The 13,537-nt window shown below is 58.1% G+C and carries 3 protein-coding genes; 1 reads left to right on the top strand and 2 read right to left on the bottom strand.

Annotation, left to right across the window (positions count from 1 at the left end; genetic code table 11):
* Window positions 1–2,070, bottom strand: a complete 2,070-nt coding sequence (locus J3U87_RS13230) for a phosphopantetheine-binding protein (protein ID WP_237383519.1) — start codon at window positions 2,068–2,070, stop codon at window positions 1–3.
* Between the two features lie 16 nt (window positions 2,071–2,086).
* Window positions 2,087–12,718, bottom strand: a complete 10,632-nt coding sequence (locus J3U87_RS13225; protein ID WP_237383518.1) for an SDR family NAD(P)-dependent oxidoreductase — start codon at window positions 12,716–12,718, stop codon at window positions 2,087–2,089.
* A gap of 460 nt (window positions 12,719–13,178) precedes the next feature.
* Between J3U87_RS13225 and J3U87_RS13220 the strand changes: the two genes are divergently transcribed.
* Window positions 13,179–13,535, top strand: coding sequence for a DUF6072 family protein (locus tag J3U87_RS13220; RefSeq protein ID WP_237383517.1), 357 nt, complete (start codon window positions 13,179–13,181; stop codon window positions 13,533–13,535).
* Window positions 13,536–13,537: the final 2 nt, after the last annotated feature.

The raw sequence follows: 13,537 nt of genomic DNA, 5'->3' as shown, positions 1-13,537 counted from the left end.
CTATACCACCTCGATGAACACCGGTTCCTCAGTGCGTTCCGTCAGCGAATCGAGGTAGGTCATGAGGGACGATCTGGCGCGATCGAGTTCTTGCGTTTGTTGTTGTAAATCGTCGACGCTGATGATGCGCAGCTCTTGACCCAGCATGGCGTGGTCCGGGATCTCGCTCGCGGCCACTTCCTTGGCGACATCCTCGTACTCCGGCCCGTTGCGGGTGGAGGCGTAAATCGCCATGCGCTTATTGCCATAGGAATAGATATCCCTGGCGAACAGGCCAAGCTCCCTGCGAGAGCGGCATTCACCCAGACTCCAGCGATCATAGGTCCAATGAAGTTTGGCCAGATTGGTGGTGATTTGCTGATAGATCTCCAACCATTTGGTGGCGTTTTCATGGATGAGTTTGGGCGCGATTTTCGAGGCCAGCAGCGAGATGGAAATGTTGGAGCCCGACGGGTACCAAATCTGACAGGCGGAGCCGCCGGCCATCAGCCAATTCTTGCCGACGAATTGCTTGTGCAGGAAATGTCGTGTGCGGGGAACGTACATGATTTCGCGCCGCTTCCCAAACGTTTTCAAATAGTCCAGGCCGCGTCGTTGGTAGGCCCGGTTCATAAGATCGATGATCGCTTCCTTTTGCAGGTCGCCCACCTGTTTGGAATCGATGCTGATCCCGACGGAAATGTAGCGGCCTTCCGGGATACACCAGGCGATGCCTTCGATGCCGTCCAATTCCTTTTCCAACCGCAGGATGTTGGTCGCGTGTTGCCAGGGCTCCGCGTCGTCACAATGGGGGGCTTCCTCGGTTTGCCCGTAATGCGTGAAAAAGACGTCGCGCGGATCGTTGAAAATCTCGGCCTCGATGCCCAACATCCTCCCGAGTAACCGCACGTGATTGGTGGCATCGAACACATAAGACGGCCATAGCTCCCGGCCGTTCTCCAGGTAAATCTTGCGGATGGTCTCCGTGGGTTCGTCGTAGTCCAGGTTGGTTACTTTCAGTTTGGGGATCATGGTGCAATACGGACTTTGCGATACTTGCGCGAAAAGCGCGCGATCAAATCCCAAGCGATCGATATGGATCATGGAGGCATATTCCGTCTGCGGGTTAAAGCCCAGACGTTCGTAGGTGTCGTAGAAGGCGTGACCCTTTTTTCCTCTCAAGTTCAACAATGCCACCATGTTGCCTGAGTAAAAGTTGATCTCCTTTTTATCGAAGAAATACTCTTGGAATTCGCTGAATTCCTGAAGGAAATCGATACTGGCCGATTCGTTCATGGACTCGCCCAGCTTGGGCGTGTCTCCGATCATGGGATCGCCCAGCATCACGTGGTGAATCTGCGCTTTGGACAAGGCGCGACTGATAAGAAGCCCGGTGATGCCGGTCCCGATGATCACCGGGATGCGTTCCATATCTTTGGTCGCGTCGATGGATTCGGAGAGGTTGTTCGGTTCGTAATGGGCGCGGATCGCCTCGTGATGGACGTCCAGCAGATAGCCGGTGAATGCCTTCAGGCTGGTGTACTCGAAGAAGATGCCTGGATGAATGGTGATGCCATATTTAGAAGAGATACTGTCTGCAAAGCGCAGGGCGATGGCGGAGGTGAAGCCCAGCTCGATGATCTCGCGGGCCGGGTTCAGATCACGCGCGGGGACGGAAAGCTGATCGGCCGCTTGCCGGATCACCTCTTGTTCGACCTGGTCTTGGAGCGTTTCGGGCGACATGGAGCGCGGTGTCGTGGGGATGGTGGCGGGGTCAGGTTTCGGCGTCGGCCCGGTGGTTGGCGGGAGGCTCAAACCGAAGTTGTCGAGAATGGCCCGCTTGTGTTCCTGCAACAGATGGTCGGCGAAGGCTCCGAGATTCGGTCGTTCCAAGAGTGCGTTTGGCGGGACGTCCAGGCCGTAGGCTTCGTTGAGGTTCCGGATAAACAGCGTCAGGGCCTGCAGGCCGAATCCCAGCTCCGGCAACGCGGCACCGGTGTCGGTAACGGTCTTTTCAAGGACGATCGAGGCCTGGCGTTTCAAATCTTCGAGGATGAGTTCCGATAACAATCGATCCAAGTTGCCGTTCATGTGGTCTCCGTTCTATCTACTGGTCATACCAATAAGATTTTCCGTTAAATCTTTGCGTCGGCAGGGCCACCTTGTGCGGGGTCTCTCCCGCGAACCAGGCGTCCCAATCCACCGACTCACCGTTCATCCACCGCCTCGCCAATTGTGTCGCTTCCTCGAAATTCGGCCCCGAGCCGTTGTGCGAGCAGCGTTCCCCGAGTTCGGGATTGAGTTCCTTGGTAAAGCAGCCGGGGTGGTCGCGAAAATGTTCCAGCCGTTCGATCAGCCCACCCAGATCCTTTTCGATGACGGCCAGGCGCACCGGCATCGGGGTGCGCCCCGTGCACAGCGTGTAACTGATGTCTCTCAGGGGGAGCGGTTCGGAGACCTGTTTCAAGTGGTCCAACAGGTCGTGCATGTTTTGTTCGAGGGTCGACGCGTCGTTTGCCGAAAGTGTCACGATTTCATAGGTTTCGGAAGGTTTGCGTTCCTTGGGGACGTATTCTTCCAGGACCAGGTGAGAATTCACGCCGCCGAAACCGTAGCTGTTCAGACCGGCGCGTCGCGGCACATCCGTCCGCACCCAATCCTCCGGTTCGCGAACGATATAGAAGGGGCTACTTTCGAGGATAATCCCCGGGTTCAAGCTGTGGAATCCGGCCAACGGCGGTTTTTTCTTCATTTTCAGGGCGAGAGTCAACTTGATCAGCGACGCCATGCCCGAGGCGGCCTCCAAATGGCCGATATTCGGTTTCAAGGCGCCGATGCCGCAGCGCGCACCGTTGCGTGGCTCGGTTTCCAGTTGGACGAATGCCTGTTTCAAGGCGCTGATTTCCGCGGGATCCCCAAACGAAGTCGCCGTGCCGTGGGCTTCCACGTACTGAACGGCGGCGGGGTTGACGTCGGCGTTGCGATAGGCGCGGACCATGGCCCCGATTTGACCGTTTTTACTGGGCGCGATGAGGGACAGCGTCGATTTCCCGCCGTGATAGACGGCCGAACCCTTGATCACCGCGTGAATATGGTCGTGGTCCCGCTCAGCCTGCGACAGCGGCTTCAAAAGAACCGAGCCCACGCCTTCGCCACGAACGTACCCGTCGGCGCGCGCATCGAAGGAGCGACTGGCGCGCGAGGGGCTCAAAAAGCCCAGGTGTTTCAAACCCTGGTACCCGCGTGCGCTCAGCAAAAGGCTCACGCCGCCGACAATCGCCAGCTCGCACTCGCCCTCCCGCAGCGAGCGGATCGCGCGGTGGATGGCCACGATGCTGCTCGAACAGGCCGTGTCGGATATTTCGCTGGGACCTTTGAGGTTCAGATGATAGGAAATCCGATTCGCCAGCATGCTCGGTGAAATGCCGACCTGGGTGTGGGAATTAAAGGCCGAGTCCCCCGCGCACATCAACTGGAGGTAATCCGAGGAACCGACGCCGATGAACAAACCGGTCTGACGCTCGGACAGTTGTTCCATGCGGTAACCCGCGTGCTCGACGGTTTTCCAAACGGATTGCAGCAGGAGGCGCTGTTGCGGATCCATCAGCCGGGCTTCTTGATCGTCGATGGAGAAAAACGCGGCGTCGAAGCGGTCGATGTCTTGCAGGAAACCGCCGCCGAACCGTTCAATGTCATCCACCGGCGCATCTTTAAAGCGGAAGGCATCTTTCGGCAGATCGGAGATGGCCATTTCCTCGTTGATGACCTGGTTCCAGAAGTCCGTCGGATGATTCGCGCCGGGAAAACGACCGTCGAAGCCGATTATCGCCACGGGTTCCTGGGCGTCGTCGATCGACAGGATCGGTTCCGGTGCCGCCGGTTTCTGTTTCGGGGTCGGCGCGCCGTGGCGCTCCGTTGTCGGCGGGTCCAGGTGGCCCAGGTGACCGACGATTTTGGCGATGGTGTCGTATTCGAAGAACAGCGCCGAGGTTAGCTCGAGACCATACAGCTCACCGAGCTTTTGAGCGAAAGCGTTCAAGGAAACCGAGTCGAAGCCGTAAGCCGTGATCTCCGTTTCCGGGTCCAGGTTGTTCGGGTTCACTTTGAGCAAGTCGCCGATCAAGGATTTGATGCGATCCGTGATCGACGCCGGCTGGGTCGCCGGGATGGACTGCCGTTCCCGATACGCCTCCCGCATCGGTAGTTCTTCTTGGCGGTATAAAGGCATGACTTGCGGCCAAGGTGAAGCCAGGCACCGTTCAAAGCATTCGAGCCCAATTTCGGTGGGCATGGGAATCAGGCCCCATTTACGCTCGAGATAGGCTCTCACGGCTTCACTCACCTGCATGCCGCCGTCCCGCCAAAGTGGCCAGTTGATGGTGATCGTCTTGCCGGATCGTTCGCCCTGGAGATTTCGACGATAGGCTGCGAAGGCGTCCATGAACCCGTTGGCCAGCGCGTAATCGGATTGTCCGCGATTGCCGTGGACCGATGAAATCGAGGAGCAGCAGACGAAGAAATCCAAAGGCATGGTTTTGGTTGCTTCATCCAGATGCAGCACGCCCGAAATTTTGGGGCCCAACACGGCGCGAAGGTCTTGGGGCGATTTTTCCAAGAATGACCCGTCGCGGGTGATGCCCGCCGCGTGGATGACACCGTGCAGACCGCCGTGCGCCGCCACGATGCGTTCGAGCATGGTTTCCACGCTCGATCGATCCGAAACATCCCCTTGCAGATAGGTGACGTTTCGACCTTTTTCCCGGAAGTACTCGAGAGCTTGGGTGATGTTTTCGTCCTCGGCCGGTCGCCGCCCGGAGAGGATCAGTTTGGCGTCTGTGACCGAACCGGCCAGATGCTCGGCGAAAAGACGACCCATCGCGCCCATCCCGCCCGTGATCCAATACACCCCGCCGGAACGGTATCGCGCTTCCGAGTTGCGCGGTGACGGGGCCACGGGACGCATGGTTTTGATCAGGCGCCGTCCCGCTGGGCCTTCGTAGCGCGCCTCGAAAAAAGCCTCGTCGTTCGCGGTCAGTTCCCGTTCGATGTAGGTCGGGAGGTTTTCGTCGTCTTCGGTCAGGACCAGGAATCTGGCCCGCTCGATGACCCGTTCCTCCAGCAGGGTCTTGAGCAAGCCGCTGAACCCGGCGTAGAGCAGTGGGTCACTGGTCAACAAGATGACTGTTTTGCCGGTGCCGACCGTGTGTTTCAGGGCTTCATAAAGCTGCGCGTAGACGGAAAAGGCGTGGTGGAAAGACGGCGCCTTTTTGACATTCAGCACCTTCGAATCAGGATAGCGGTGCTTTAACGCTTGAACCCATCCCTGTCGCGACAGCGTGTTGATAAACAGAACGGGTCCGGCGACGGTTTTTTCTGGGAGCGGCCGTAACGGTTGTTCTTCCCAGTCGGGAACATGGAAATCGACTTTGGGTGCGGGCTTTACCGGTTCGGTTTGGGTCCGGGGCAGCCAGTAGGATTCTTTGAGGAAGGGGTAGACGGGTAGGGGAACGCGTTTGGGGCGAGATGCCTGGTAGAGTTCCCCCCAGTCCAAATCAGCCCCCTGCGCCCACAGCTCGGCCGCCAGATGGTATTTTTTCTTGCGAATCCAAGTGGCGATCGTTTCTTGGAAGTCGCGATCCTGAAGCATGCTCAATCGCTTGAACGACGGGGCTTCGGCCTGTGAGACATAGATTTGCTTTTCGGGCTCGCCCTGAAGGAAGGCCGCGAGTTTGCCGGACAACTCGGGGAGATCCCGTACGACGAAGGCCACGCGACGAGGCATCGCTTCGCGGCCGACCTGAAGGGTGTAGGCCAGGTTCCGCAGATAACCGGCAGGGGCTGGCGTATCCCGCAGGTGGGTTTGCAGGTTTTCCACCACGCGCTTCAAGCGTTCCTCGGTCTTTGCCGAGAGCGGGACCAACACCGCTTCGTCCGGAACCGGCGCGGGTTCGTCCGCGACATATTCTTCCAATATCAAATGCGCGTTCGAGCCGCCGGCGCCGAATGAACTCAGCGCGCTGCGTCGCTTGGACTCGCTGGGCCACGGCGCCGCTTCGCGCTGTACGTAAAACGGGGTGCGGTTGAAATCGATGTTGGGATTGGTCGATTCGCTGTGGATGCTGGGCACCAGCTCGCGATGCTTGAACTGCAACAAGATTTTCGTCAGCCCGGCTATGGCCGCATTGGCCTCTAGGTGACCGATGTTCGACTTGATCGAGCCGATGGCGCAGAACTGTGTGTCTCGGGTGGCGGTCGCAAAGGCTTTGGACAAACCCGTGATTTCGATGGGATCGCCGAGCGCGGTGCCCGTGCCATGGGCCTCGACATAATCGATGGTGCGCGGCTCGACGCGGGCCTCCCTCAAGGCCTCGATGATCACCTCGGCCTGCGCCTGGGGCTTGGGCACCGTGTACCCATTGGTTTTGCCGCCGTGATTGATGGCTGTTCCTTTGATGACCCCGTAGATATGGTCGCCGTCGGCGATGGCCTTGTCCAACGGTTTCAGGAGCACCAATCCCACGCCTTCGCCCGGCACATAGCCGTCGCCGCCTTCCCCGAAGCTCCGGCATTTTCCCTCGCTGGAAAGGAACTGGTTCCCGCTCAGGAACAGGTACTTGCTGACGTCCAAAGACAAGTTGACGCCACCCGCCAACGCCGTCTGGCATTCATTGCGCCGGATGCTGTGACAGGCCAGGTGCAACGCCGTCAGCGACGCGGAACAGGCCGTGTCTACCGCCATGCTGGGTCCCTGGAAGTTGAAGAAATAAGAGATCCGGTTGGCCGTGTTGTACAGCAATCCACTGGGACCCATCGCGTTGCCCCTCATCGTCGCTTCCACGCCCAGGGCCGTGTACGGCTGCCACAGGGCGCCGATGAAGACTCCGGTCTTCGGCGCGGTTCGAGCCAGTTCTTTGCGGCTGTAACCCGCATCCTCCAAGGTCTCCCAGGCCGTTTGCAACAGCAGCCGTTCCTGGGGGTCCATCTGTTCCGCTTCACGTGGCGAAATGTTGAAGAACAACGGATCGAACTTGTCCACGTCCTCGATGAAGCCGCCCCATTTGGCGTACAGCCTTCCGTTCTTCCGGTCCGGGTCGTAAAACGCCGAATAGTCGAATCGGCTTCGCGGGATCTCCTCGATGCAGTCGCGGCCTTGTTTCAAATTGTCCCAGAGTTCGTCCAGCGTTTCGGCTTTTGGGTAGCGTCCGGCCAGACCGATGATGGCGATATCACGACCGGCTTCCCGGTGGACGACGGGCGGTGTGACCTCCGCCGGTTGATCCTGCTGCTCGACGGGCGGCGACACGCCGGCTTCCTCGCCCGGCGACTCGGTCGGCAGCATGTCGCGCATGGCTTCCCTGTGTTCTTCGATGAAGTACTCGGCCAACTCGCGGACATTGATATTTTCAAAAAACAGGGTCTTGGAATGCCCGCTCCCGAAGACCTCTTCCACCATGGTGTTGAGTTCGGTGATCATGATGGAGTTGATGCCGTAATTCTCGAAGGCTTCTTCAGAGTCGATCTCGAAGGGTTCGATGCCGATCACCGGTGCCATCTTCTCGATCAACAGGGCCTGAACTTTTCCGAGCAGCTCGCTTGGATCGGCTCGTTTCTTTTTCTCGACCACCAGCTCGCGACTTTCGACGTTTCTGGCTTTGATCGCGAAATCTTCCAAACCCACCAGCAGGCGACCGGCCGCATCGCAGACCGCCACGTTGAATTTCTTCAAGTTCGGATTGGCCTTGGTCTGCGGTTGAACCTGGGAATGGACGTAGCATTGTTTGGCGATCGGGGCCTTGATCGTGACCCGTTCGATGGCAATCGGGATGAACTCCCGCGCATCGTCACCGTGAAAGCGGTTGTTGATCAAGGCTGCCTGAAACACGCCGGTCAGCAGGCTGGGGTGGAGCAGGTAGTCTTCCCAGGTGTCGGTCACTTCTTCCGGCAATGCCATGTAGGCCAGGGCTTCGTGCTCATTCAGCACCATGGATTCAATCGGCATGAACGACGAACCGACCTTTAGCCCTTCCGCATGGATTTGCTCGTAAATCTGTGCTCTGGTCCGAACCCCATGGCATCGTTGACGTATGCTCGCGAGGTCGACGTGTTCCCAATCCTGCGGTTCGTAGCCGATTTCGCCCGTGGCATGTACCGTTTTTTTCTCGCCATCGAGACTGAATATTTCATAGGACGTGGCCGTTTCTCGGTGGGTCAACTGAATATGTGCGGTGAACGCGGGCCCGTGGGAGGAGAGCTGTTTGGCCCAATAGTTTTTCGTCAATGACGACACCACGCGGGTGGGTTGATCCAGTGCCGCCGCTTGCCGGGCCATTTCGATAAAACAGGCACCCGGCACATTGTATTTGCCTTCGACCACGTGATCGACCATGTAAAATTCGCGATTGGTGTAGGTTCGCTGGTACCGCCTGTTCTCGCGATCCGATTGGCCCACATCCAGCAGGCCCATACTGCCGTAGTGGGCGGCCATGCGGCCCTGCTTTGAAAAATGTGCCTTGATGGCGTCTGCCTGAGTCGTGAGTAACCGGCCCGCTGCTTGGGACAAGTTGTCGCATTCGAAAAACAGAGTCGGTTTTACCGAAGCGGTGTAGCTGTCGTTGATCGCCTGGGTGATTTTCAGAAAGCCCAGCGAATCCAAGCCCAAGGTTCCGAAGCTATCGGTCTCGACGACTTCGTCGACCCTGAGAATTTGGGCCGCGATATGTTTGAGGTCTTTGAGCAAGAAGGCCGTCAAATCCTTGTCGCGCCACACGAATTCCGGCCCGATCTTGAAGCTCTTGTCGATTTTCGCGACGTCGCCCACCAACCCGGCCAGGTGATTCAAGCGGTGGCGCTCAGCCATGTGTAGGGCCGCGTAAAGCATCTCAACCCCTTTGGACGTTGCCAGGGGTTTCATCCCGAAGCCGTTCAGCAAATGGGTTTGTTCCTCTTTCGTGACCTGCATGCCGCCGTCCGCCCACAGCGGCCAGTTGATCGCCAGCGAGAGGCCCCAGCGCTTCCGCTTGGAAACCAGCATGTTGCGATATTCTGCAAAGGTGTCCATATAGGCGTTGCCCGAGGCGTAGCCCGACTGCCCTTGGTTCGGCATCAAGGCGGCCACCGACGAAAACATCACAAAAAAGTCCAGCCGGTCCTCGGCGGTTGCTTGGTCGAGGTTCCATGTCCCTTCCAGCTTCGGCTTCAGGATCTTTTGGAAGGACGGAAGCGCGCTTTTTAGGATAAAGCTGTCATCGATCACGCCGCTTGCGTGGATCACGCCGTGGATGGCGCCGTGCGCCGTCCTGGCCTCTTTGACTGCGGTATGGAGGGGTTCCGCCTGGCTGACGTCCACGCTGACATAGGTGCCGCTTCCGCCCAAATCCGCGATCTCTTCGAGCAGCGCGGTGATTGCACCGTCGGCTTTGCGTCTTCCCAGCAGAACCAGTTTGGCTTGATACTTTTGCGCCAAGTGCTTGCAGAATATGCGGCCCAGGCCTCCAGCACCGCCGGACACCAGGTAGACGCCGCCCTGTTTCAATGAGATTTCTCGCGAGTTCGCGTCGTTCGTCAACTTCTTCATGGCGCGGATTCGTCTTTGGTCCCCACGGTATTCCACTTCATGGAGGGGGGCCGGAACCGAAGCGAGTTCGTCTTTCAGCAAGACCTGATCGCCCGCCAGCGGGCGATCGAGACCGACGATCTCCAGGTGAATGCCCGCGTTTTCGAATTTCAGGGTGCGGGCCAATCCGCCGGCCGCAAATACCAGCGGCCGCATGTCTTCCGTCTTCCAGGCGGCGAGGTAGACGATTTTTATAGAATTGCGAATCTTCGCCTTGATCAGGGATTGAGCCAGCAACAACAGGACACTCAAATCTTCCGGGCCTGGGTTTTGGGACTGAACCAGGATATGACTGAACCGCTTTTTCCGGGTCTTCAACGACGTGAACGCTCTGAGGTAGTCCTCAGCCTGATACCTACTAATAATGAATAGATCTTCCGAGGGCGTTTCGTAACGTTCCCCAAACTTAAACCGCAGTAACGGGCCATGGGTGTCACACGTGATTTCCGGCGATGTGCCGATCGACAACAGGCCTTCGATCGCGACCGGTCCGGCCTCTGGCTCTTGCGGCCGCCATTCGGAACCGTAATACATCAGGGGTTCGGGTTTGGACTTCAGCGCCCGTTTCGTGAAATTCTCGAAACGGGCCAACACGTGTCCGTCCGCATCGCAGGCCGTCATGTCGAAGCGGCATGTCGCCTTGGCGTTGGCCGGTGAACGCTGTTTGACATGGACAAAACGCAAATCCGCCGTGTCGAAGGAGCAATCGAACCGCTCCAGAAAATAGGGAACCTGTTGTCGCGAACCGGCGGTGCCGTTTTTGATGCTCAGCGCGGCTGCGGCTTGAAAGACGCCATCCAAGATGCCTTCGTCCAAACCGGGTGTCGTATCGATCACGGACACCGCCGCCTGATCGCGCCAGTAGATTCGTTCGGTAACCTGGAAAGTGGGACCGTAATCCAAGCCATGTGCCGCAAATAGAGGATATAGCTCGCTTTTTTCGATTTCCGAATGGCAACCCGAGATTAGGGCCGGGACGTCCAACCTTTCGCCGAGCTTGGATTGGGAGTTGCCATGCAGTGTGCCTCGGCAGTGGACGGTAGAGCCGTTGCGGATCTGAAAACGTTGCTCACCTCCATCCGCCTCCAGAACAGCCTCCAAAGTTTGTGGGTCTCGATCAAAAACCACCGGTGACTGCCAAAACACATCGCTCAAATGGCACACATCGCCGGATGATCCACCTTGGTGTTTGAGCTTGCGCCATAACCACCAGAGGTAACCTGCCGCGGGCAACATCTTCGCGCCGTTGACCCGATGGTCGCTTACCATCTCGGCTGTCGCCGGAATGGTATCGGATATGGGTGTTTCGGCGCCTCGCGTGATTGCGGCGGGCCTGCCTGTCGCGCGGGCCGTGCCGCTTTCTTTGAACCAACAACGTCTTTTGCGGAAGGGATAAGTGGGCAGGGCGATCTTCCTGCCGGGAAAACTCGCCCGCTCCCATTCGATCACTCGTCCCTTCACCCATTGCCGCGCCAGCTCCCTAAGCCCGTGGGAGGCGCTGCCGACAAGCGGCTCTCGGCTCTGTCGTTTCCTGACCAGTCCCTGGTGGTATGGGCCCGAACCGTTTAAAAACGAAGTCAAGGTCTCGGTGATGTCCGAAATCGTTTGGGCTTCGAATGCCAGGCGTTCGGCGAAATGGTCGCGGCCGAACATCAAGGTAAACGCCACATCCGCCACGGCCAACCCGGGATGGTCCTTCAAAAAGGCACATAACTGTTCGACCTGTGCGCCCAAGCGGCCTTTTTTCGCCGAGACCAGGATCAATGACTTTTGCCTGGCTTCGGTTGGTGGGGTCGGGCGTTCGGGCGGCGCTTCCAGAATCATGTGGGCGTTCACGCCGCCCATGCCGAACGAGCTGAGGCCCGCGCGCAGGGGATGTCCCGCTCGAGGCAACCATTCGCGAGATTTTTCGGCGATGTAAAAGGGGCTGCCCTCCAGCTCGATATAGGGATTCAGCTTTTGGTAGTGCAGCAAGGCGGGAAGGGTTCGATGCCGGAGACTCAAGAGCACCTTGATCAGCCCGGCCACCCCGGCGGCACTCTCCAAATGGCCGATATTCGTTTTCACCGTTCCAAGGCCGCAGTGCGGCGCTTCGCCCTCCCGACAGGGGCCGTAGGCCGCCTTGAGGGCGCTGATTTCGATGGGATCTCCCAGCGGCGTACCGGTCCCGTGGGTTTCGATGAAACCGATGCTGCGGGGATCGACGGCCGCATCTGCCAAGGCTGCCGTGATCACTTCGGCTTGAGACGAAACACTCGGCGAGGTGAGGGAATTCGCCCGTCCACCGTGCTGCACCGCACAGCCCTTGATCACGCCCAGGATCTGATCCTCGTCCTGGATGGCCTGGGTTAGAGATTTGACGAAAACCGCACCGACACCTTCGGCGCGCACGTAGCCATCGGCCTTGGCGTCGAAGGTGCGACACTTGCCGCTTTTGCTGAGCATCCCGGATTTGCCGTGGGAGATATACATCGTGGGCGTCAGGATGGCGTTCACCCCGCCCACCACGGCCGATTCACAGAGCCCGGATCGAATATCGCGGACCGCGTTGTTCAAGGCCACCATGAAACTCGAGCAAGCGGTATCGACGACTTCGCTTTTGCCATGGAAATCCAGGAGATAGGAGACGCGATTGGCGAGGATCGAATGCACCGTGCCGGTCGACAAAAACGAAATGATCGTTTCCCGATTCTCGCGCATGAGTTCGGCGTAATCATTTTTGGAAACGCCGGCGTAAACGCCGATCTTTTTCCCGGCCAAACGGCCTGGGGCATAACCCGCGTCCTCGATTGCATGCCAGGCGGCTTGCAGGAAAAGCCGGTGCTGGGGATCCATGTAGTCGGCTTCTTTGGGCGAAATATTAAAGAAAAGCGGGTCGAATGTGTCGATGTCCTCGATGAATCCGCCCCATTTGATATCGGTCTTGTTGCCGTCCTGATCGCCGTATAGGGCGCGCCAATCCCAACGATCGAGAGGGATTTCCGTGACGCTGAAGCGCTTTTCCCGGAGATTCTCCCAGAACGTCCGATAGTCGGGGGCACCGGGAAAGCGGCACGCCATGCCGATCACGGCGATATCCCGTTCTTCCTGGGACCTCTGGGTGGCGTTTGGGTACCGTGCTGTCATCGGACACTCGCAATCGATAGGGGAGTCGTACCGTTGGGGAGCCTCGAGAACGCTTGAGCCTCGATGATTGGCGAACGACGCCGCATGTCATGCGAGGCGTTCATCGCGCCACCAAAAATCAAGGCTTTCTGTAGGTGATTGGTCGAGAAAATACGATTTTACAAGGAAATGCAATGTTGGGCAATATTCATTAGAGCGGGGCTGGCCGTAAATCTCAATGGATTGGTCTTTCGCTTCGAAAGCGCAAAGACCGGCGCTGTAGTACTGTCGCGAAACCATGCTGTCGATGAGTCAACACCGGTCAGGCCGTGACGATTCCCATTCAATGGCGAGTGTCCTTTTTTTCGCTGGGGTCGTAGATCCGCCCTTTCGCTTGAAGTTTTCGCGAGAACTTGTTAGCTTCAGCCTTAACAACATCACATGAATAAAGTCCGGTTCCTAATTTCCGCGGAGGATCCAGATGGCTGAGAGGCATAACAAAATACTCCGGAATGGGATAAAAGTGCTGGGAGAGGCGGCGGTTTTGCCCGGAACGAGCCTGCTTCTCGACGGAAAGATCAAGGCCGGCGCATTGCACGCCGGCGGCGGGATTTTGGCAAAATTGGTGCTTGGCGTTCCTGGCCTGGTGTTGGTCGCCGCCAATTCCTATAGCCAATCCGTGACGGGACAAAGTCTGCTCCAGAACGTTCTTCACAACAAAGCGCCCGACTCCAGTCTCAAGGAAATCGTCGAACAGGACCTGGCTTCCGGGAAGACGCCCGATGAGATCAAAGCCGGGTTGGCCGAGGATGTGGACGACATCTGTGCACAGGCCTAGCC

The organism is Sulfidibacter corallicola (assembly GCF_017498545.1).
GTDB classification, from domain to species: Bacteria; Acidobacteriota; Holophagae; order Acanthopleuribacterales; family Acanthopleuribacteraceae; genus Sulfidibacter; species Sulfidibacter corallicola.
The sequence above is the reverse complement of the archived record's forward strand: the minus strand, read 5'-3'. Positions and strand labels throughout refer to the sequence as shown.

Coding starts and splice junctions, on each gene's coding strand:
- J3U87_RS13230 (WP_237383519.1), bottom strand. CDS start 2,070: ATGAACGGCAACTTGGATCGATTGTTATCGGAACTCATCCTCGAAGAT.
- J3U87_RS13225 (WP_237383518.1), bottom strand. CDS start 12,718: ATGACAGCACGGTACCCAAACGCCACCCAGAGGTCCCAGGAAGAACGG.
- J3U87_RS13220 (WP_237383517.1), top strand. CDS start 13,179: ATGGCTGAGAGGCATAACAAAATACTCCGGAATGGGATAAAAGTGCTG.